The sequence below is a fragment of the Leucobacter sp. USHLN153 genome, assembly GCF_037145615.1.
Lineage (GTDB): Bacteria > Actinomycetota > Actinomycetes > Actinomycetales > Microbacteriaceae > Leucobacter.
Map to the genome: position 1 here is coordinate 91,760 of NZ_JBBCXE010000003.1, position 21,480 is coordinate 113,239.

Consider the following 21,480-nt stretch of genomic DNA (forward strand, 5'->3'; position numbering starts at 1 on the left):
GTCGTCGCAATCATATTGGCACCGAGTGTCAAATGGAAGCGTTTTATGTGATCGCGGGCACGCTCACGCCCAGCCGAAGACGCGGCTGAGCGCGGGCGCGACATCCCGGTGGCCGCGAATGACGTGGCAGGTCCCCCTGCCCGCTGAGGCCAGTTCACGGCCCAGATCGAGGTCCTTCTCTCCCGTCGCGTCGAGCAGCACGTCGATCCTCGGAAGGCGGGCGGCGTAGGCGCGAGGATCCGGCCCGGCGTTGTGCACGCAATCCGAGAGCAGGATCACGCGGGCTTCCCTCGCCGGCACCCGCCGCAGCTGCTCCGCGGCGACCTCCAGCGGGAACGCGACGTTCGTGAGTCCTCGCGCGGGGATCCTGAGGATCTGATCGAGCAGCTCCATCGGGCGCACCGGGGCCCCGAGCTCGAGCAGCACTGCAGCATCGGACCAGAAGGCGACGACCGCGAGCGAGTCGTGCGACAGCTCCGCCGATAGGGCGCCAACAGTGGCGGCGGCCGTGGCGATCCGCTCGCCCTTCGAGGAGCCGGACACGTCCACGAGCAGCACCACCGAGCGCTTAGTGCGCAGCCGCTCCCGGACCAGAATGTCTTCGTCCACTGGCAGCGGGCGCTCAGTGAGTACGCCGAGGGTGGCATCGAGGTCGATCTCGTCGGACGCGCCTCGGTACGGTACGGTCTCCAGGCGCCCCAGCCCGCGAGTCGCCGACGCGTCTCGCCGGGGTTTGCGCACGGAGAGCCGCGAGGCGATCTGCTGAGCGAGTGAGCGCACACGCGGATCGATCGCGAGCTCCTCGTCCGGAGGCGCGATCAGCGAGGCCGGCTCGTCCGTCTCCCCCGGCGCGATGACGCCCTGCATGGGGGCGGCACCCGCGTCACGCGAACCACCCGCCTGCAGCACGGGTCCGTTCTTGCCCGGTCGCACGCGCGCATCGTGCAGAGTCGGGCGCTCATCGAGCTGCTTCGGCTTACGTTTGAGCGGTTTGCCCGTCCGAGGCCGCCGATCCCGCGCCTCGCGCACGATCGGCGAATCGGCCTCGATCTCTCTTCATCCCGGGGCAGCCGTGCGCGGTTCGAGGACGAAGCGGTCCTCCCAGATCTCCCGAAGTACCCGTTCGGGCGTGGTCTCCGCCGCCTCGTCGACGTGGATGCGCCCAGAGAGACCCACCGTCATCGCGTCGTAGAAGAGCTCGAGATAGCGGTCGTCGTCAGACTCGTGCACATTGCGCAGCGATGCGAGCTGCGCTGCGATCATCGCCGTGTCGATCGCGCCACGCACACTCGACCCCTGCCGAACGTCGGGGTGCTCGCGAGTCGCCCGGGTCACGGCCACCGCGTGCTGCACGATGCGCTCGCCGAGAGCATTCGCGCTGCTCTCACCTTCGGCGTCACCGAGCCCGGAGCGCAGACGCACGATCCGCACCTCCGCTGGAGCGTCCTGATACGTGATCACCACGCGATTGAGCCGATCGTGCACGCTCTGCGATAAACGAGCCGTGCCCACGTTATCGAAGGGGTTCATCGATGCGACGACCCTGAACGTCGGCTTCGCCACCACACGGCCCGCGCGCGGCACGGTGATGGCGCGATCCCCCATCGCCATGAGCAGGGTGTTCATCGTGTCTTCGGGCGCTCGATTCAGCTCCTCGATGTAGAGGAAGCCGCCCTCCTGCATCGCCTCGACCAGCGGCCCGGGCACGAAATTCTCCTCGGAGTAGTCCTCGCGCAGCACGCGCGCGGGATTGTGGTGGCCCACGAGCTTGGCCGGGGTGAGATCCGCATTCCCCTCCACGAAGAACAGCGGGATCCCCCACTCCTCGGTGATCGCCTTCAGGATCGTGGTCTTACTCGTGCCGGGCGGCCCCTCGAGCAGAATGTCGCGCCCCGCGGCGACGGCCGCGAGCGTGAGTTCGAGTTCGCGCTCGCGGCCGACGACGTGGGACAGAATGCGTTCGTGGACGCCGGTGAGCCCGGCGTCCACGTCGGCAACAGCGTTCGGTGCGGTGCTCACTTGATCGCGGCTCCAGCATCGACCGGAATCTGACCGCCCGACACGTAGTAGGACTCATCGGATGCGAGCCAGGCGACCGCGTTCGACACGTGAATCGGCTCGATGAAGCCGATCCCGAATGGATTGAGCCCGCCGAATGCCGGTTCGGCGTCCTCGAGCGTCGGGTGCTCGAGATCCGGCCTGAACAGTTTGTATGTCGTCTCGTTCTTCACCATCGGGGTATCGATCGCATTCGGGTGGATCGTGTTCACCCGAATCTGGTGCGGACCGAGCTCGTTCGCAAGCACCTTCATGAGCCCGACGATCGCGTGCTTCGTCGTCGTGTAGGCGGCGACGTTCGCGAGACCCTTGAAGCCGGCAAGCGACGAGATGATGATGACTGAGCCGCCTGGGCCGGAGGCGATGAGGTGCTCTGCGGCGGCCTTGTAGGTGTGCCAGACACCGGTGATATTGATGTCCATCAGATCGGACCAGGATTGCTCATCCACGCGGTGCGTCTCGGTTCCGAAGGTGAAGATACCCGCGTTCGCGACAACGATATCGAGGCGACCGAGCTGCGCGACTCCCTCATTCACAGCTTCCGTCAGCGCGTCGATGTCACGGACGTCGGCCTTCGACGTGAAGATGCGTCGATCGAGTGCCTCGACCTGCCGCACCGTTTCCGCGAGGTCCGCTTCCGTTGAGGGCCCGTAGAACGGGGCGACCGAGTCGACCTCGCTCACGAAGTCGATCGCGATGATGTCGGCACCGTCCTGCGCGAGGCGGATCGCGTGAGAGCGTCCCTGCCCGCGTGCTGCTCCCGTGACGAGCGCGACCTTGCCTGCAAGTTTTCCAGCCATGTTCCGTCAACCTTCCGTTCGTGATGTGATCCACATCGGTAGTGCGTTCGGAGCTGCCACCGCCTGCTGCGACCCGCAAGATGCTGGGGGTTGGGGGCGAGCTGCGGTCGGCTCGGGATCCGGGGGCATGCACCCCCGGATCCCCCGGTGTTACTTCTTGTTGGTGAAGCCGGCGTCAACCGGGAACGTAACGCCCGTGACGTAGCGCGCCTCGTCGGAAACCAGGAAGAGGATCGCGTTCGAGATATCGACCGGCTCGAGCATGTCGACGGGGAGCGCGTTCATCATCGCCTGACCCATCGCCGGATCCTGCTGGATGAACTCCTGCATCGCGTCATTCACGACCATCGGAGTATTCACGCCCGTCGGATGCACGGTATTCACGCGGATCGAGTGCTGCGCGAGGATGTTCGCGTAGCTGCGCATGAGGCCGACCACGCCGTGCTTCGCCGCGGTGTAGCCCAAGCCGCCCGGAGTGTTTCCACCGATTCCATTGATGCCGGCGGTCGAGCTCGTCAGCACGATCGCTCCACCGCCGTTGTCGATCAGCGCCTGCTTCGCCACCTCAACCGTGTGATAGACGCCCGTCAGGTTGATATCCAGCACGTCCTGCCACTCGTCAGGGGTGGGATTCAACGACATCGGGGCGATTCCGGCGTTGCCCAGCACAATGTCGATGCGCCCGAGTTCGGCGACGCCGGCATCGAACGCGGCCTGCAGGGCCGCGCGATCCCGCACGTCCGCCTGAGTGGCATGGATTCGTCGATCGAGTGCCTCCACCTGCTTCACCGTTTCGGCGAGATCCTCGGGCGTCGACATCGGGTACGGCACCGAGCTGACCTGTTCGCACAGATCGATCGCGATGATGTCAGCGCCCTCCTGCGCCAGGCGGATCGCGTGCGAACGCCCCTGCCCCCGCGCTGCGCCTGTAATGAACGCTACTTTGCCTTCGAGTCTTCCGGTCATGAAATTCCTCCTCGTTGAGTTATCCAGCCTTCGCTTCGACACGTCGCCAGAAGCACCGAAATCACATCGACACCTACGCCACTGGCTCCGCATTCTCACTTCGTGTGCTCGTCAATCTCCTTTCTTCCGCGTTCGACGAAATCGCACGCTATTTCTTATTCGTCACCCCGGCGTCGACGGGGAAGACGACCCCGGTGACATACCTCGCCTCGTCCGACGCGAGGAACAGTATCGCGTTCGAGATGTCGATCGGTTCGACCACATCGACGGGGAGCGCGTTGGTCATCGCGGACCCCATCGAGGGATCGCGCTGCAGGAAGTTCTGCATGTACTCGTTGTTGATCATCGGCGTATTCACGCCCGTCGGATGCACCGTGTTCACGCGGATCGAGTGTTGCGCGAGGATGTTGGCGTAGCTGCGCATGAGGCCGACGACACCGTGCTTCGAGGCGGTGTAGCTGAGCCCCGCGGGTGAGTCGCCGCCCATACCGTTGTTGCCAGCGGTCGAACTTGTCAGCACGATGGCTCCGCCGCCGTTATCGATCAGTGACTGCTTGGCGACCTCGACAGTGTTGTACACGCCCGTCAGATTCACGTCGAGAACATCTCTCCATTCATCCGGTGACGGAGCGAGGGACATCGGCGCGATCCCGGCGTTGCCGAGGACGATGTCAACCGGGCCCAGCTCGGCGACGCCCGCGTCGAACGCGGCCTGCATGGCCGCGCGATCCCGAACATCGGCCTCGGCGATGTGGATCCGTCGATCCAGAGCCTCGACGAGCCTCGCCGTTTCCGCAAGGTCCTCCTGCGTCGACATCGGGTACGGGACGGAGTCGATCTGCTTGCAGATGTCGACGGCGATGATGTCGGCACCCTCCTGCGCCAATCGAAGAGCGTGCGAGCGCCCCTGTCCTCGGGCAGCCCCGGTAATGAATGCGACTTTGCCTGCTACTCTTCCTGCCAACGCGTTTCTCCCCTTCGAGTGTGTGTCAAGCGGCTCTTGCATGCAGTGCGCGGCGCTCGAAGGGGCAATGCGAGCCCCCAGCGGCCGCGAGTGCGTCGTTCGTGAATCCCATCGAAGTTCTGCTCCTTGGAGTCGACATTGACGAGAAGCCCAACGATACTGAGCCTAGTGGCACCCAGTGCCGGATGGAAGTACCCGTCAGCCGCAAGGGGTCTCGACTGCACGCCCCCTCGATCAGTAATTCGCCCGGAAAGGACCAGCGTGTGACCAGTGCGCACCCCGCCCCACTCGCGGACGCGTCCCTTGCACGCCCGGGCCGCGCCCCGGTCACGACGCACGGTGAACTGAGCCACATCGCGCTGACCATGTTTCTCGAGCGAGGGTTCGACGAGACCACTGTGAACGAGATCGCGCAGGAAGCCGGTATCGGCCGCCGCACCTTCTTCCGCTACTTCTCCTCGAAGAATGAATTGCCGTGGGGCGATTTCGGCTCGCTGCTCGACAATATGCGGGTCCGGCTCTCGGAGACGGACCCGGCGCAGCCGCTGGCGGACGCGCTCAGATCAGCCATCATCAGTTTCAACACGTTCCCCGAAGAGGAGCGCGACACCCATCGCAAGCGCATGTGGCTCCTTCTCAACGTGCCCTCGCTCACCGCATACTCCACGCTGAAGTACGAATCCTGGCGGCGCGTCATCGCTGAATTCATCGGGGCCCGCCGAGGCGAGAGCCCGGACAGCCTCACCCCGCAGTCAATCGCGTGGGCCTGCCTCGGCCTGTGCCTCGCGGCATACGAGCGCTGGCTCGCGGACGATGACTCCGACCTGCTCCTCCTCCTCGATTCGGCCTTTGCGAGCGCGGCCTCGACGTTCAGCTCGCAAGCGTCGTGAGTACGCGCGAAGCCGCTTCGCCCATTCGAACGCTGGTGGTCGGCGGCGGCGGCGCCGGCGCCCCTCTCGCCGCGCGCCTGTGCACCGACCCCGGCCGAGAGGTCATACTGATCGAAGCTGGCCCAGCCTCCGCGCGGACACCCGCCGAACTTCTCGATGGTGGTTCACTCAGCGGTGCGCACCCCGAGCACTCCGCGAACTGGGCATATCCTGCGACCCTGCGAAAGGGCAGGGACGCGCTCGTCGCGCGGGGTCGCATTCTCGGCGGATCGACGGCGATCAACGGCGGGTACTTCGTCCGAGCAACACCCTCCGACTTCTCGAACTGGGCTCGTATCGGGGGGCGCGCCTGGAGCTACGAGCGCGCGCTTCCGATACTCCGCGACCTCGAGAACGACCTCGACCTCGGCTCTTCGCCACTCCACGGAAGCTCGGGACCCGTGCGCGTCGCGCGCACATCGCAGGCCGGAGACGCGCAGCGCTTGTTCCACGCTGCTGCGAAGGAGCTCGGCTTCCGTGACGAGCCCGACAAGAATGCGGGAACTGCCCCCGGCGTCGGCCCCGTGCCCTCGAATATTGTCGCGGGCGCGCGGATCAACAGTGCGGAAGCATATCTCGAAGGAGTACGCGACCGCCTCGACGTGCGAGGAGACACTCGCGCCATGCGCGTCGTCTTCGAAACCTCGAAGATCGGCGGCCCACCGCGCGCGATCGGCGTGGAGACGAATCGCGGCTTCATCGAAGCGGACGAGGTCGTGCTCGCATGCGGAGGTATCGCAACACCGCAGGTCCTGATGCTGAGCGGGATCGGCCCCAGCACGCACCTGCATTCGATCGGCATTCCCGTTGTCGCTGATCTCCCGGTCGGCACCGCGTTCCAGGACCACCCCAATGTGCCGCTCGAGTGGCGGACGGCGGATCTCGTCGTCGACGGGGAGGCGGGTTACGGCTTCCCCACCGCCCTGAACTTCAACTCCGCCGACGCGGATCCGTCGTTGAGCCCTCGACCCGACGGGGACATCGAAATCCTGCTGGCCGCTAAGCCGCTGGGCGCGCTCGTGGCAGGCGCGCGGCACGACTCGGGCACGCTCGATGTGCTCGTCGCGCTGCAGGAGCACACGGGGCGCGGGCGGATCACCCTCGCGAGCGAAGACCCTCTCGTGCCGCCTCGAATCGAATATCACTACCTCGAACGCGACGACGACCGGGCTCGAATGCGCGCGGCGGTGCGCACCGCTGCGCGTCTGCTCCGATCCCGCGCTATGGCATCCGCCTTCGCAGGATTCACGACGCTGGATGATCACGCGCTCGGCGACGACGGCTCGCTCGATGAGTGGATTTTCGATCACCTCGGAACCGCGCTGCACACGAGCGCCAGCGCTCCCATGGGCGACGTCGTGGACGGGTTCGGCCGGGTTCACGGCGTTTCAGGCCTGCTGGTCGCTGACCTCTCGATCCTCCCGACCACCCCTCACCGGGGGCCCGCGAACACCGCGATATTCATCGGCGAGTTCATGGCCCGCCACCTGCTTCACTCGGGCGAGTAACGGCCGCCTCACCTAGCGCGAGCTCACGCTCCCGAACAGTCTCGCAACCGGCGCGACCAGCGCTGGCCGCGCGATGTACCATCCCGCCGCGATGACCACGAGGGATGCAAGGAAGACCCAGAAACCGGTCCAGGTGGCAGCGTCTTGCGCAGCGAACATGTGGTTCAGGTTCCGAAGCATTCCGGTCGTCAGCACGAGGACGACGTGCACCACGATGAAGACAACGAAGTACAGCATGACGGGGAAGTGCACCCGACGCGCCCACTCGATAGGAAATGCTCGAGACAACTTCTCGGCTCGCTTCGGCCACCAACCCGACATGCGGAAGCCCGTGACCGCGGCCACGGGCGCAGCGATGAACACCGTCGTGAAGTAGGCCAGCTGCTGCACGCTGTTGTAATTCGCCCATCCGTGCTCAGTGGGCCAATCGAGCGACGCGTACTGAAGCACCGCAGATACGGCGTTGGGGAACACCTCCCAGCTCGTCGGAACGATGCGCTGCCAATGGCCGGTGGTGAAGATCAGCACCATGAACACCGCCCCGTTAAGCAGCCACATCACGTCGAGCGACAGATGCCACCAGAGCGTGAGACTGATCTTCACACTCGGCCGTCGGCGCGAAGTCCAGTACGCGGGAGGGCGCTGTTCCGACCGCACGTGCAGGCCCGAGCGGATGATGAGCACGATCAAGAAGACATTGAGGAAGTGCTGCCACCCCACCCAGGCGGGGATTCCGGGCGCAGCGGCGATCTCGTACTCCCCCGGGTACCGTGTCATGAAATCGGCCACGACCGACACCCGCACGAGCGTTCGTGCGACGAGAACGAGGAGCGCGGCGAGGACCCCGAGGCCCGCGGCGAGACCGACCACCTGCGCGATCCGCCGCCGCCGACTCCGTGTCGGCGCGACCCCTCGGTCGTCGGCTACGGATGCGGCGAGCGCATCGGCCGACGAACCGCTTGCGTCGAGTTCAGAGATCGCACGGGGTTCACCCGAGGCTCCTCCGAGCGCGGTCGGGTCGCCCGCGCCGACGGTCTCTTCGGCCGGTTCTGCGACGTGCGCGGCGAGTCGCACCTGCACCGACGCGGATCCGCTCGCCGGCCACGCCTGCCCACCGGCCGTCCGAGGCAGTCCCCTTCGGAGCGGAACCTCTCGGCGAATCAAGCCCGCATCCGATGCCGGGACCGGTCGCGGGTCCGTATGTTCTGCGTGGGTGGGCCGGGCTTCAGGAACCACGGTCGGCCTCGGGACGAGACCCCCGGGCGGCCAGGGCTCTCCACCCGACACCCGCGGCAATCCACCGCGCATCCGCGCGTTCGCCACGGCTACTGCTTCCGCTCTTCGAGGGCTTCGATGAGCTGCGGCACAATCGAGAAGAGGTCGCCGACGATGCCGAAATCGGCAATGTCGAAGATCGGCGCGTCGGGGTCGCTATTGATCGCCACGATTGTCTTCGAAGTCTGCATGCCGGCGCGATGCTGGATCGCGCCCGAGATCCCCAAGGCCACGTACAGCTGCGGCGAGACCGATACGCCCGTCTGACCGACCTGGAACGCGTAGGGCACATAGCCGGCGTCCACGGCGGCGCGGGACGCGCCGACAGCGGCATCGAGCCGATCGGCGAGATCTTCGACGAGTGCGAACTGCTCGCGCGAGCCGAAGCCGCGGCCCCCGGCGACGACCTTTGCGGCGCCTCGCAGCTCCGGGCGCGAAGAGGTCTGCGCTTCGACCGTTTGTTCTCCGACAACTGCGGTCGGACCCCCCGAAGGTTCGACCACGAGTTCGCGGACCTCGAGTGGGGCCGCGGCTGATCTCGCGTCGACAGCTCCCTGACGGACCGTGATGATCGGCGCGTCGAACGTAGCTGCAGCTTCTGTCAGATACGAGCCTCCGAACACCGAGTGGGACGCGACTACTCCCAGCTCGTCACGCTTCACCCCGACCGCATCCGCGAGGAGCGCCAACCGCTCTCGCACCGCGAGTCGAGCCGCGATGTCCCGTCCATTCACCGAGTGCGAGACAAGCACCGCGTCCGGGCGGACGTGCTGATACGCCGCTTGCAGCGCGTCGAGAACCGAGACCGCGGGCGCATCGGCGCGGGCGGGGGCGACCAGCACGACGCGCGCCCCGGCCGCTGCGGCGGCCTCAGCGGCCGCCGCCGATCCGCCGACGACCACTGCAACAGGTGCGCCGACAGTCGCAGCCGCGCCGATGAGCGCGGCTGTCGTACTCGCCGCGTTGCCCGCGGCATCGATGTCGACCAGCGTCAGGATCGAGTGCTCGGGATACGACACGTCACACCAACCTGTTCTGTTCGAGGAACTCCACGAGCTGCGAGACGGCATCGCCCTCGTCGACGAGCTTGACACCCGCCTTGCGGGGAGGCTTCTGCGAGACCGAGGTCATGACTGCGTAGGGCACAGCGGACGCATCGACCGAGACTCCGAGATCCTCGAGCGAGAGCACTTCGACGGGCTTCTTCTTGGCAGCCATGATGCTCTTGAAATTCGGGAATCGAGCTTCGGGTAACGCGTCGGTGATGGACACCACCGCGGGAAGCTGAGCCGACAGGGTCTGCGCGCCGTCCTCGGTGACACGCATGCCCGACACACGACCCTCCTCGACCTCCACAGAGCTGAGCGACGTGGCGTGGACGACAGACAGGTGCTCCGCGAGCATCGCCGGGATCATTCCACCGGCACCGTCCGTCGAGACGTTGCCCGCGAGGACGAGGTCGGGCGCTCCCCGGCGAATCGCGGCGACGAGCGTCTCAGCGGTGAGCCCGAGATCCGCCCCGGCGAGACGTTCGTCGACAATGTGAACCGCCGAGTCGGCCCCGATTGCCAGCGCTTTGCGCACGGATGCGGTTGCAGCCTCAGAGGCCATGGACAGCGCGACGACCTCTGTTCCCTCGTGTTGCTCTGCAATGTTGAGAGCCGCTTCCAGAGCCCGCTCGCAAATCTCGTCGAGCACGGTGTCACCGTCGCGTACGGCGAGACCCGTCTCGAGATCGAGCGCACGCTCGCCATAGGTGTCGGGAACTTCCTTCACCAGAACGTAGATCTTCATTGAACCCCTCGAATTCTGGAGCGTAGGTTCGCCAGCCTACCCACGGCGGTTCGATACTGTCAACTGTTGACAGTTCACTCCCGACCGCGCAACAATTGCCGTGACCGGCACATATCACAGGGGATGGGGCGGAGCATGCGAGCTGCGAGCGATGCGCAGACGATCCAGCGATCGTCCATTTCTGCCCAGGCGGAGAGCTACCTCCGCGGGATGATTCTCGAAGGCACGCTCAGCCCGGGTGATCGCCTCAACGAGGTCGCGCTTGCGGAGGCGATCGGGATCAGCCGCGGGCCGTTACGTGAGGCGATCAAGCGCCTGTCAGGTCAGGGGTACCTCACGATGGAAGCGCACCGGGGCGCCTATGTCCGCAGCTACTCCCCGCGCGAGATCGTCGACCTCTACGAACTCCGCAGCGCGCTCGAACTCTTCGCTATCCGCCTCGCAGTCGAGCGTGCGAGCACCGCCGATCTTGAGGCGCTCAATGAGCAGCTCAAGGCAGAAAAGGCGCGGATTCGTGCCCACGCGGCCGGCGAGCACAGCGAGCCGTACGTCGCCGAACTCGACTTCCATCAACAGCTCGTCGCGCTGGGCGCCAATGCCGCGATCAATGAACAGCTTCAGGATGCAAACCACAAGCTCTTCCTCGCGCTGCGATCCACATCGCGCTCCGAACGCCGGCGAGAGCAGTCCGCCGCAGATCACGCGGTGATTCTCGAGCGCGTCATGGCGCGGGACGTCGACGGAAGCGTGAGCTTGCTGACCGGGCACCTCATGGATTCGATGAGCAATTCGCTGAGCGTGCTGGGCCTCGAACAATCCCCTGAAACACCCTCAGAAAGGACGCAACATGAGCGAAAGCTATGATCTCAGACTCACGGGAGGCGACGTCTTCATCGAGGGACAGGGCCTCTCCGAGGTCGACCTCCTGGTGCGCGACGGGCGTATCGCGGCGATCATCGACCGGCAGGAGGACGCGGCCGCGAACGAAGTCGTCGATGTCTCGGGCAAACTCGTGCTCCCGGGCGCAATCGATCCGCACGTGCACCTCGGCAAGGACATCCGCGTGCCGCGCGACCCCGACGATGCGGAACGCGAGACTGCCTCTGCCGTCGCCGGTGGAATCACCACCATGCTCGTCTACCTGATGAGCTCCGACTCCTACGTCGGGGAACTCGAGTCCGCGCGGGCAGCGATGGCTTCGAATTCGCACAGCGACTTCGGATTCCACTTCGTGCTCGGCACACCGGAACATCTCGAGGAGTTCCAGAAGTACGTGGAGCTCGGGGTCTCCTCCTTCAAGTTCTTCATGAACTTCCGCGGCGACGAGGGCAAGTACCTCGGCCTGCCGGGCAATGATGACTCATTCATGTACGACATCCTCCGCAAGAGCGCGGAGCACGGCGCCATGATCAATCCGCACCCGGAGAACATCGAGCTCGTGCGGATGTTCCGGGATGCGGATCGTGACGAATCGTTGCCGCCGCTGCAGGCGTGGAACGCAGCGCGGCCGCCGTTCGTCGAGGCCGACGCGGCGCAGCGAGTGGCGTACCTCGCGAGCGTCACCGGCGCCTCCGTCTATTGCGTGCACACCAGCAGCCGCGAGGCTGTCGAGGCGCTCACCCGCCAACAGGAGGCGTACCCGAACATCTTCATTGAGACCTGCACCCAGTACCTGACGCTCGACACCGATTCGGAGGCCGGCGTGTACGCGAAGGTGAATCCGCCGATTCGCCCGCGTGAGGACGTCGAATACCTGTGGGAGGCTGCGAAGTCCGGGCGCATCGACTCGATCGGCTCAGACCACAACGCTCGCCACCGCACTAACAAGGAGAAGGACATCTGGACGGCGTCGGCGGGCTTCCCCGGCACCGGAGGCATCCTCCCGCTCACGTTGTCCGAGGGCCTGCGGCGCGGTCTAGAGATCGACCAGATCGTCGACATGGTGAGCACCCGTGCAGCGAAGCTCTTCGGCATGTACCCCCGCAAGGGCACGATCGCCGTCGGTTCCGATGCGGATCTCGTCGTCGTCGACATGCACGCGCCGTCGACTATCACGGCAAAGACGCAGCACTCGGCTGCTGAATTCACGCCGTGGGAGGGCACGGAGCTTCCGCTCTCGGTCGTGCATACCATCGTGCGCGGCACATTCGCCCTGCGCGACGGCGAACTCACGGACTCCCTGCCGGGCGAGTACGTGCCCCGCGCGCGTAGCGGCGCGGCCGCGCTCGAGCAGCACTAACGATTCCGCCCCAGGCACAACGCACAGAAGGAGAAGCACATGGCACGCTTCAATTCAGATTTCATCGACGCTCAGACCCTTGAACGCTACGATGCCGCCGGTTTCGGCCGCCCCGTGGGGATGGGCAAGAAGCCCGCTCTGCTCATCATCGACGTGCAGTATCGAACCACCGGCACCCGCGCGGTGCCCTTCGAAGAAGCGATCCAGGAGTTTCCGACCGCCGTCGGCGAGGTCGCATGGGATGCGGTCGGGAACATCAGCAAGCTGCTCGAGGTCTTCCGGGCGAACGATTGGCCGGTGCTCTACCCGCATGTCGCTCCGAAGCGAGAGTTCGACCAGGGAGCGCTCGGCGCGAAGGTTCCGGCCATCATGAACATCGCGAGCCGCGGCTACGACTTCGTCGAGGAAATCGCTCCGCGAGAGGGCGACGTGCTCCTTCCGAAGAAGCACCCGAGCGCGTTCTTCGGCACGCCGCTCGCTTCGTACCTGATCCAGACGGGTGCCGACTCCCTCGTGGTGGTCGGTTGCTCGACGTCGGGCTGTGTCCGTTCCACCGTGATCGACGCGTTCTCGTACAACTATCGCGTCAGCGTTCCGAGCGACGCCTGCTACGACCGGAGCCAGGTCATCCACGACGTCAACCTCTTCGATCTCGACCAGAAGTACGCGGACGTGGGTACCACCGAGGAGATCATCCAGAAGCTCGGTCAGATCGCGAGCAACTAACCGGCGCAGAGAACGGGTGCGGATCAGGCCTCCTGGTCCGCACCCGTTCTTCGTCATTTCTCGCGCCGAATACCCCGAGGCAGCCTGCTTCGCGAGCCGGGCCGTATCCCGGTTACGAACTCGATGTTCCGGGCAGAACACACGGCCCCACTCGCCAAGAGCAGAGCGGGGCCGCTGTTGCAGTGCCGGAAGTCCCGCTAGCGCTGGATCTGGAAGTTGAACACGCCCTGATCGAAGTGATTGTAGGACTCGTAATCGAGCAGCTCGTAGAGGTCGGCGCGGTGCTGCATCTCGTCGAGCTTCGACTCCAGGTGGCCCTCGGAATTCAGGGTATCGAGCGCGCGTGAAGTGGCACCCATCGAGATCCGCAGCATCGAGACGGGCCAGATCACCAGGTTGACGCCCACGCTTCGGAGCTCCTCGACACTGAAGAGATCACTCTTGCCGAACTCGGTCATGTTCGCGAGCACGGGTACGTCGACGACCTCACGAATGGCCGCAAACTCTTCGAGCGTGCGCATCGCTTCGGGGAAGATGACGTCGGCGCCCGCGTCCACCAGCGCTTTCACGCGGTCTTTCGTCGCGTCGAGCCCCTCGACCGCGCGAATATCGGTCCGAGCGATTAGCACGAAGTTGTCATCGCGTCGGGAATCCGCAGCGGCGCGAATGCGCTTCACGGCGAGATCCTGACCGACGACAGCTTTCCCATCGAGGTGACCGCAGCGCTTCGGGTTGACCTGATCCTCGATGTGCGCCCCCGCGATACCCGCGTCTTCCAGGGACTGGATCGTCCGAGCGACGTTCATCGGCTCGCCGAAGCCGGTGTCCGCATCGATAATGGTCGGCAACTCCGTCATCCGCGCGATCTGCGCACCGCGACCGGCGACCTCCGTCAGGGTGGTCAGGCCGATATCCGGCAGACCGAGATCCGCCGCGAGCACAGCCCCCGAAACGTACACGCCGTCGAAGCCCTTCTGCTCGATCATGCGAGCAGAAAGCGGATTGAACGCTCCCGGAAAACGGAGCGTCTCCCCTGAGCGGAGTTTCTCTCGAAAGAGTCGCCGCTTCTCCGCGGCACTCGTCTTGGAGTACAACATCTGTGTTATCCCTTCGTTACTTCGAAATCCGGTGCGTACACCGGAGGCCTGGCGCTATGCGCCCGATCCTGGTGCGGTCCCCTTCTGACGGCGTCGTCGCCGCGGGGCGTGGTTCACTGGTGCTCTAGGCGAGCGATTCAGCGCGCTCGTTCTCGAGCATGCTGAACGTGTTCTTCCGCGCGTTGTAGAGGTGCACGTGCGTCGCGTGCACGGCGAGATCAGCGTCGCGTTTCGACAGCGCCTCTGCGATAAGCCGATGCTCTCCGACCGACTCGACCAATCGCTCGAGATTCGTCTTCGCCATACGCCTAACCCGGACGAGGTGCATTCGCACCACCCGCAGGAACGAAATCAGATACTCATTCGTCACCGCAGAGTCGAGCGCCTGGTCGAAGCGTTCGATCAACGCAAAGTACTTTTCGAGTTCATCGTCGCCCGACTCGGGCGTCAATCTGACCTGCTCGAACTCGCGGGCGATCGCCGCGAACTCCTCAACGTCGCCTCGCGCGGCCGCGAGCACCACCGCGCACTCCTCGAGCGCTCCTCGTACCTCGAAGAGAGCCTCGATATCTTCGCGCTCGAGCGCTGACACCACCGTCACGCGCGGCGACACCTGCGTCACCAGGCCGTCGGCCGTCAGCTTCCTCAGTGCTTCGCGCAGCGGGGTGCGGCTCACACCGAAGCGTTCCGCGTGCTCCACCTCGCCCAAGACGGTTCCCGGTGCGAGCCGTCCCAGCTGAATCTCGCTGAGCAGCGTGCGGTACACGCGCTCGCTCGCTTTCAGCCGCCCTTGGCCCTCGTCCCCCATAGGTCCATTGTACACAAACAGCCTCATCTTCCGGACTAGTAGCCGATAAATATCAATAGCGTATACATACGCGTCGCATTCCGCCTCATCACCGTGGATTTCCGGCGGCTCCGATCCGATGCACGACCATCACACGCCCACTAGAGCGCCGCCGCAACGGCCTCGACTTCGAGCAGCGCGCCTGGTCGTGCGAGCGATTCGACGACGACGGTCGTGTCAGCAGGGTAGGGAGGCCGAAGCCACTTCCGTCGCAGTTCGACGAAGGTGCCGAAATCCGACAACCGAGTGAGGTAAACGGTTACCTTGACGACGCGATCGAGCGCGCTCCCCGATTGCTCGAGAAGGCTGCTCAAGCGCCGGAATACCTGATTCCCCTGCGCCCAGAAGTCGCCCTCACCGAGCAGCTGCCCCGCGTCATCGATCGCGATCTGACCCGACACGAACACGAGATCACCGAGGCGAATCGCAGGGGTGTACGTATACTGCCGAGTTTCGGGGCTGTCTCCTCCGATCGGCTGGAGCGTTGTCATGACGCCTCCCGCTCGAGGTTCACCTGAGGAGCCGCGCGGAGCGCATCGGTCAGATCCGCGACGGCGGATCCGGGATGCTGCAGCGCCTCGAGGAGTCGTTCCGCCTCCGCGCCAGCCGTGCCAGCGCTCTCGAAGTTCGACCGCGCCTTCCCAACCACTCGGCCCGGGGGAATCGGTCGCGCCGCGCTCCCCAGCACATCGTCCACGGTGCGGCTCACGCGAGTACCGGCGCGCGTGGTCACGTGCACGCGCGCCGGAAAACGCGTGGGGAACCCGCTCCCCTCCCACGGCTCGAAAGAGACACTTTCGGCCGTCGCCATGACACGTTCGGAGACACTTCCGACGAAGGTGCCGAAACCGACTTCGCCGTGCTCCAGCAACCAGGCGAGCACGTAGGGCAGACTCCACCTCGCATCCTGAGCGCGCGCCGGCCGCTGCCGCGAGGCCCAAGGTTCCGCGATGATCGGAATAACCTCGCTCGGCACGTCGCAACGCACCGATGCGACCTGCTGACGCCCACCCACCTCCGCGACCAACTCCCCGAGCGCCTCGACAAATGGGTGAATGTAGTGGCAACACGGCAACAGCTTGAACGCAGCCTCCGTCAGGAGCCATCTCTCGCCGATGTCTTCGCACAGTGCGAAGAGCCGCTCGCCGGCTGGATCATCCGCCGCGTACAGCCGGAAGAAGCCGTAGTCACCGTCGAATACCCCGTCGGGGCCGCTCACTCCTGTGCGCGCAAGATCGTGTGCGAGAACCCCCGAGTGGGCGGCCCAACCCGCCTGCGCTGACTTGACCGTGTCGCCATCCGCCAAGAACGCGAATGTGCCCCCGGCCTGCGATCCTGCGATTCCGATCGCGTTCGCAATCTCGTCCTGGGGGCTCTTGCGCAGAAGACCGGCAACAAGCGCAGCGGCGAACGGACCAGCCGCAGAAGTGACCTGGAAGCCTCTGGCCTGCAGCCCTCCCGGGCAGGCGAGCCCGATGCGAATGAAGAATTCCCACCCGATGGTGAATGCGCGCAGCATCTCATCGACGGTCGCTCCCACTTCCTCTCCGACCGCGAGGGCTGTCGAAGCCATGACACTGCTGCCGTGAACGACTGACGCCGTGTGGGTGTCGTCGTACTCGAGCGAGTGCATGAGGGTCCCGTTGGCGAGCGCCGCTACCGCGGGCGAGGCGCCCCCGCCGGTGCCGAGCAGAGTACTCGCGCCCCCAGCGTCGCTCGACAGCTCCGTAACGCGCGCAACCGGCCCGTGTTTCGAAGCCGCGAAGGCCACGCCGATTGCGTCGAGGAAGTGCAGTCGAGCGGAGACTGTAACGGACTCCGGAACCGCTTCGTAGGATTCCAGAAGCCGAGATACCACCCGCCCCAGTCGCGTCACGCGCTCGCCCACAGCTCCCCCAATACGTCGCTCCACGCCTCGTCGGTGGCGATCCGTCCTGCCACCAGCTGTTCTGCGACCGCTGCGAAACGGGGAGCAGTGGACGAGGTCAAACGATCGATCTTGTCGATGACGTCCGATTCGGAAAGAGGCCGGTCCGGCCCTCCGATCGCGCTGAGGCACTCAGCAGTGAACGACTCGCCGCTGTGCAAGGTAACCGTGATTCGGGCCGGACGGTCGAGGGGCGGGGCGAGCTCACCCGGGTACCGGGTCACCTCCACGAGTGGGCGCAGCGCAGCGATCTCCGGGTTCTCCAGTTGCCCCGCGCCGAACGTTTCTGCACGTGTATGCCGGTTCACCAGCACGGACGCGACCGTGTGAGGCATGGAGAATTTCGCGCCGAGCGCCGTCGTCGGTTCGGTCTCGGTCAGTGGAAGCGCCAGCGGGTGCGTTTCAACCGCGATGCGAGCGATCTGGTCGGTGGCGACGTCGGCCAGCGGCCCCGTCGCCAAGTCACGAGAGGCCTCAACTGCGCTGTGCATGTATTGGCAGCAGGCGTAGAGCTTGTGGTAGCCGTCATGCACCGCCCAGTCGCCGGTTCCCGACTGCAGGGCATCGACCGAGATCTCGTTGCCGAACCCGCTCTGCAGCACTTCGAGAGGAGACCCCGCGTCGGCACGCACCCCCGCAGCAGCGAGCTCGACCGCCGTGAAGCCCGAAAGCGCGCCGTGGCCCGCCCAACCATTGCGGATGAGAAGACCCGATGTCGCGTGCGAGAAGGGCCCCGCGGCGGCTAGCGTCACGGCGGCGAATGAGGCGCTCGCAACATCTTCGGCACTGCCTCCGCGAGCGACAGCTACGGCAGCGGCTGCACCGGTCGGCGCCAGTGTCGCGTGCGGATGCCATTGCAACGGGCTGGGGAAGGGAACGGCTCGTGCGAACGATGTCGACACCTCGTAGCCTCCCACGAGCGCGCGCATCACCTGCCCGACAGTCCCTCCGTTCGCCTCGACCTCAGCCATGCCCGCCGGCAGAGAGTACAAGCCGCCGTGACAGGTCGCCGGTCGAAAGCCGCCGTCGAGCTCGTTCCAGCACGCGGCGGTCGCATTTGTGAGAGCCGCCCATGATCGTCCGCTGCGGCCGCCACCGATGACACTCGCCTCACTGAGGGGGGCGATCCGCTGAGCGGCAGCGTTCAACCGCTGGATCTCGGGCTCGTGAGCCGCAAGCACCATCGCGGCGAGATCATCCACCATGATCAGAGCGGCCCGCCTCCGCGTCGCCTCATCGAGCTCCGCGGCGCGGAGGCCGGAGACGCGAGCGAACAGATCGTGCTGCCACTCCTCCCAGCTCGGCGATGACATCACACCAGTTCTCCCGCAGCAATGCCTGCAAGGCGGCCCAGCCCCGCGGCCGTCAGCAATCCGTTACCCGACGAGTAGCCGCGGCCGCCTTCGAGACCACTCACACCCGCAGCGACGCCGCCCACGGCGAAGAGCCGCGGCACGGGCGTCCCGTCCTGGGCGAGTACGCGCCCGTCGTCGTCAACGGCGACGCCGCCCTGAGTGTGGAAGAGACCCGGCGTGACCCGAGATGCGACGAATGGGGCTTCGAGGGGAGCGATCCCGAAATCGGTACGACCGAAGGGGTCAGGGGCAGTTCCTGCCGCCGCCTCCGCATACGTCTGCAGCGTGGAGCTCAGCGCGTCGACGTCGACCCCGATGCCCGCCGCCAGCTCCTGCACCGTCGCGTACTCCGTCGCACCGTTCATCTTCACGAGCTCGGCGAACTCCTCTTCCTTCTCGGCGATCGCCTTGATGCGTGCGTCGTAGACGACGTAGATCGGGGCCGCACCGCCCAGCACCTCAGACGTGAACCCGGAGTATCCGACGATCTCGTCGCCGAGCCTCCGACCCGTCGAATCAACCAGAACGCCGCCCTTCTCGACGGTCGTCCACGACAAGATCGACCCGTGAGGGTAGGCGACTGCCGCGTACCCCTGGTAGGCGCCGCGGTTCTGCAGATGGCCCCCCAGTTCCACGGCCCACTCGATCGCCTCACCCGTTGATCCGTGCGCTCCGAAATACTCGACGTCGGCGATCTCCGGGATCCATTTCCGCAGAAGTTCGGCGTTGCCACCGAACCCGTTACTCGCGAGGATCACGGCGTTCGAGCGAAGCTCGTACGTCCCCGCGCGATCGCCCTCGACCACGACACCCCGAACCTCGCCCTCCTCGACGAGGAGCTTCCCGACCGGGTTGCCCACCAACACATCGACTCCCGCCCGCTCGCATGCCGCCAGCAGATCGGAGATGAGGTCGGCACCACGGCGCGATGCCGGTGCGTGCAAACGAGTCACCGAATGTCCGACGTGCTTGTAGTCGGTGATGAGCTTCAACTCGACCTGGTGGGTGTCGATCAGCCAATCGACGAGCTCGGCCGAGGTATCAGCAAGTCGGCGAGTGAGATGCTCCGCCTCGTGCGGCCCGCTCTGCCGCAGCAGATCCTCCGCCATGAGATCGGGGCGGTCGTCGACTCCGAGTTCGCGCTGCTGCTTCGTTCCGGCCGCGGGAATCGAACCCGTGGAGAGCGACGAATTGCCACCCGGACTCTCGAGCTTTTCGAGCACGACAACCGAGTGCCCGGCATCGGCTACCGCGAGCGCGGCTGTGAGCCCGCCCGCCCCTGCACCGACGATTACGACGTCGACGTCGACTTCGACTTCTTCACTCTGAGCGCTCATCGCTCGCACCTCACTTCTTCACACTGCTTGATATCCGGCGTTCTCCGACTGGTTACTCGATCAACTCGGCGCCTTGGCGAGGAGCCCGCCGTCGACCAGCAGGGACGTGCCCGTAATGAAGCCGGCGTCGTCGCTCGCGTAGAAGGCGATTGCGGCCGCGACATCCTCAGGGGTGCCCAAGCGACCGATGGGCGCCGCGGATCCCGCACCGCTCTTCGCCGCCTCGGGATCGGGCTGCCCATCGAAGAAGCCCTGCAGATTGGGGGTGTAGATGAAGCCGGGGCAGACAGTGTTCACGCGGATGCCGTGCGCTGCGCCGTCGAGGGCCATCGAGCGGGTGAGGGCGAGCACCGCACCCTTCGACGCGACGTACGCCGCGTCCTGAGGGAAGCCCACGAAGGAGGCCGTCGAGGCGATCGTGACGATCGATCCCCCATTGGGAGTCATCGCGGGCCAGAGGTGCTTATTCACCCAGTAGATGCTCTTCAGATTGGTATCCATCTGACGATCCCAATCAGCCTCGGTGAGCTGATCGAGCGCGCCGAGTACCGTAATACCCGCCGCGTGCACCACGACGTCGGGAGCGCCGTGCTGCGCAAGCACGTCGGGCAGCACCCGATCGACCGCTGCTGGATCAGCAACGTCGAGCACCACCGCGACCCCTCGGCCCTCGCATTCCGCGACAGCCTCGTCGAGTGCGTCCTGCCTCCGACCGATCAGCACGACCTTCGCACCCTCGCTCGCGAGACGGATCGCCGCTCCCCGACCGATTCCGGAGCTCGCTCCGGTGACAATGGCGACCTTGTTCTCAAACCTCATTGTTCTCGTCCTCTACTCCTGTGGTGACTCGGGCTTCCGAAACGACCGTCTACATGGGAAGGGCGGGTTCTCCCGCGGTCCAGCCTCCGTCGACGGGAAGCACAACGCCGGTGATCGCCGAGGCGAGCGGGCTGCTCAAGAACTGAATCGCGTTGGCGATTTCCTCGGTCTCGAACATGCGCCCCAGGGGCACGCGTCGCGCCAGCGCCTCCTCAAGGGCGGGGGTCATCTGCTTCACCGCCATGGGAGTCGCTGTGAAGCCGGGGCAGACCGCGTTCACTCGAACGCCACGGGACGCCCAGTCAATCGCGAGCGCACGAGTCAGGGCGGCTACCGCGCCCTTCGAAGCGGTGTAGGCCGCCTGGTGCGGGAGGGAGACAAGGGCCGCCTGACTCGCAATGTTGACGACGGCCCCCGAATCCGACTCGAGGAGCAGCGGGAAGAGCGCCTTGGTCGTGTTGACGATGCCCATCACATTGACGTTGAACGTCTTACGGAAGTCCTCGGGGTCCGTTTCCTCCGCGGGAAGATTCGGCGTAATAATGCCCGCGCAGTTCACGAGCGCGTCGACGCGACCGTAGCGCTCCTTCACGTCGGCAGCCGCAGCGCTGACCGAGTCCCAGTCCGAGACGTCCACCGCGGTGGTCGAGTCATCGGCCGGACGCAGATCCCAGCCGATGACCGTCGCGCCGGACTGCTGAAACACTTCGACGCACGTTTGACCGATGCCCGAGCCCGCGCCCGTCACCACTACGATTCGACCGGCATATGCATTCTCAGCCACAATGACTCCTTTGTTATTCGTTGATGAATCGTGCCGCGAGTTCGGAGATCCCCCA

At 65.6% G+C, this 21,480-nt stretch carries 21 protein-coding genes; 5 read left to right on the forward strand and 16 right to left on the reverse strand.

Annotation, left to right across the window (positions count from 1 at the left end; translation table 11 throughout):
* Positions 1–63: 63 nt before the first annotated feature.
* The 5 genes from WFH00_RS06235 to WFH00_RS06255 all read right to left on the reverse strand — a co-directional run bounded on the left by WFH00_RS06235 (position 64) and on the right by WFH00_RS06255 (position 4,830).
* Complete coding sequence (locus tag WFH00_RS06235; RefSeq protein WP_336659839.1) at positions 64–933, reverse strand: vWA domain-containing protein; 870 nt, start codon at positions 931–933, stop codon at positions 64–66.
* 123 nt (positions 934–1,056) lie between these two features.
* Entirely contained in the window at positions 1,057–2,019 is a 963-nt protein-coding gene (locus tag WFH00_RS06240) for an AAA family ATPase (RefSeq protein WP_336659840.1), read from the reverse strand.
* A complete protein-coding gene (locus WFH00_RS06245) occupies positions 2,016–2,858 on the reverse strand; it encodes a mycofactocin-coupled SDR family oxidoreductase (protein WP_336659841.1) in 843 nt (280 codons plus the stop codon). The genes WFH00_RS06240 and WFH00_RS06245 overlap by 4 nt, the downstream gene beginning before the upstream one ends.
* A 150-nt stretch (positions 2,859–3,008) precedes the next feature.
* Positions 3,009–3,824, reverse strand: a complete 816-nt coding sequence (locus WFH00_RS06250) for a mycofactocin-coupled SDR family oxidoreductase (protein WP_336659842.1) — start codon at positions 3,822–3,824, stop codon at positions 3,009–3,011.
* Between the two features lie 148 nt (positions 3,825–3,972).
* Entirely contained in the window at positions 3,973–4,830 is an 858-nt protein-coding gene (locus WFH00_RS06255; protein ID WP_336659843.1) for a mycofactocin-coupled SDR family oxidoreductase, read from the reverse strand.
* 221 nt (positions 4,831–5,051) lie between these two features.
* Here WFH00_RS06255 and mftR point away from each other — a divergent pair, with 221 nt between their 5' ends.
* Both mftR and WFH00_RS06265 read left to right on the forward strand, forming a co-directional pair.
* The gene (gene mftR, locus WFH00_RS06260) at positions 5,052–5,678 is read left to right on the forward strand and encodes a mycofactocin system transcriptional regulator (RefSeq protein WP_336659844.1); all 627 of its coding nucleotides are present in this window, start codon (positions 5,052–5,054) and stop codon (positions 5,676–5,678) included.
* Entirely contained in the window at positions 5,675–7,225 is a 1,551-nt protein-coding gene (locus WFH00_RS06265; protein ID WP_336659845.1) for a GMC family oxidoreductase N-terminal domain-containing protein, read from the forward strand. Before mftR ends, WFH00_RS06265 begins: the two co-directional genes overlap by 4 nt.
* Positions 7,226–7,237: 12 nt before the next feature.
* Here WFH00_RS06265 and WFH00_RS06270 read toward each other — a convergent pair whose 3' ends face one another.
* From WFH00_RS06270 to WFH00_RS06280, 3 genes are all read right to left on the reverse strand, one after another.
* Positions 7,238–8,305, reverse strand: a complete 1,068-nt coding sequence (locus WFH00_RS06270) for a cytochrome b/b6 domain-containing protein (protein WP_336659846.1) — start codon at positions 8,303–8,305, stop codon at positions 7,238–7,240.
* A 245-nt stretch (positions 8,306–8,550) separates the two neighbouring features.
* Positions 8,551–9,519 (reverse strand): electron transfer flavoprotein subunit alpha/FixB family protein, encoded by a 969-nt coding sequence (locus WFH00_RS06275; RefSeq protein ID WP_336659847.1) that lies wholly within the window; start codon positions 9,517–9,519, stop codon positions 8,551–8,553.
* Position 9,520: 1 nt separating this feature from the next.
* Positions 9,521–10,294: an electron transfer flavoprotein subunit beta/FixA family protein gene (locus WFH00_RS06280; RefSeq protein WP_336659848.1), complete on the reverse strand. Its 774-nt coding sequence runs from the start codon at positions 10,292–10,294 to the stop codon at positions 9,521–9,523.
* A gap of 135 nt (positions 10,295–10,429) precedes the next feature.
* Between WFH00_RS06280 and WFH00_RS06285 the strand changes: the two genes are divergently transcribed.
* Genes WFH00_RS06285 through WFH00_RS06295 form a run of 3 tightly spaced genes read left to right on the forward strand, consistent with a single transcriptional unit; the run spans position 10,430 to position 13,259 of the window.
* Positions 10,430–11,158, forward strand: a complete 729-nt coding sequence (locus WFH00_RS06285) for a GntR family transcriptional regulator (protein WP_336659849.1) — start codon at positions 10,430–10,432, stop codon at positions 11,156–11,158.
* A complete protein-coding gene (locus WFH00_RS06290) occupies positions 11,142–12,533 on the forward strand; it encodes a dihydroorotase (RefSeq protein WP_336659850.1) in 1,392 nt (463 codons plus the stop codon). Before WFH00_RS06285 ends, WFH00_RS06290 begins: the two co-directional genes overlap by 17 nt.
* Positions 12,534–12,572: 39 nt before the next feature.
* Entirely contained in the window at positions 12,573–13,259 is a 687-nt protein-coding gene (locus WFH00_RS06295; RefSeq protein ID WP_336659851.1) for an isochorismatase family protein, read from the forward strand.
* Between the two features lie 197 nt (positions 13,260–13,456).
* On the opposite strand, the gene prpB is transcribed toward WFH00_RS06295, so the two are convergent.
* The 8 genes from prpB to WFH00_RS06335 all read right to left on the reverse strand — a co-directional run bounded on the left by prpB (position 13,457) and on the right by WFH00_RS06335 (position 21,425).
* Complete coding sequence (gene prpB / locus WFH00_RS06300) at positions 13,457–14,356, reverse strand: methylisocitrate lyase (RefSeq protein WP_336659852.1); 900 nt, start codon at positions 14,354–14,356, stop codon at positions 13,457–13,459.
* 124 nt (positions 14,357–14,480) lie between these two features.
* Positions 14,481–15,164, reverse strand: coding sequence for a GntR family transcriptional regulator (locus WFH00_RS06305; protein ID WP_336659854.1), 684 nt, complete (start codon positions 15,162–15,164; stop codon positions 14,481–14,483).
* 140 nt (positions 15,165–15,304) lie between these two features.
* Complete coding sequence (locus WFH00_RS06310) at positions 15,305–15,694, reverse strand: RidA family protein (RefSeq protein WP_336659855.1); 390 nt, start codon at positions 15,692–15,694, stop codon at positions 15,305–15,307.
* Positions 15,691–17,061 carry an MmgE/PrpD family protein gene (locus tag WFH00_RS06315; protein WP_336659856.1) on the reverse strand — a complete coding sequence of 457 codons (1,371 nt, stop codon included), beginning with the start codon at positions 17,059–17,061 and terminating at the stop codon, positions 15,691–15,693. Before WFH00_RS06315 ends, WFH00_RS06310 begins: the two co-directional genes overlap by 4 nt.
* A 14-nt stretch (positions 17,062–17,075) precedes the next feature.
* Entirely contained in the window at positions 17,076–18,443 is a 1,368-nt protein-coding gene (locus tag WFH00_RS06320) for an MmgE/PrpD family protein (RefSeq protein ID WP_336659857.1), read from the reverse strand.
* Positions 18,443–19,822, reverse strand: coding sequence for an FAD-dependent oxidoreductase (locus WFH00_RS06325; protein ID WP_336659858.1), 1,380 nt, complete (start codon positions 19,820–19,822; stop codon positions 18,443–18,445). The genes WFH00_RS06320 and WFH00_RS06325 overlap by 1 nt, the downstream gene beginning before the upstream one ends.
* 60 nt (positions 19,823–19,882) lie before the next feature.
* Positions 19,883–20,641 (reverse strand): SDR family NAD(P)-dependent oxidoreductase, encoded by a 759-nt coding sequence (locus WFH00_RS06330; protein WP_336659859.1) that lies wholly within the window; start codon positions 20,639–20,641, stop codon positions 19,883–19,885.
* Positions 20,642–20,690: 49 nt separating this feature from the next.
* Positions 20,691–21,425: an SDR family NAD(P)-dependent oxidoreductase gene (locus WFH00_RS06335; protein ID WP_336659860.1), complete on the reverse strand. Its 735-nt coding sequence runs from the start codon at positions 21,423–21,425 to the stop codon at positions 20,691–20,693.
* Positions 21,426–21,480 lie beyond the last annotated feature (55 nt).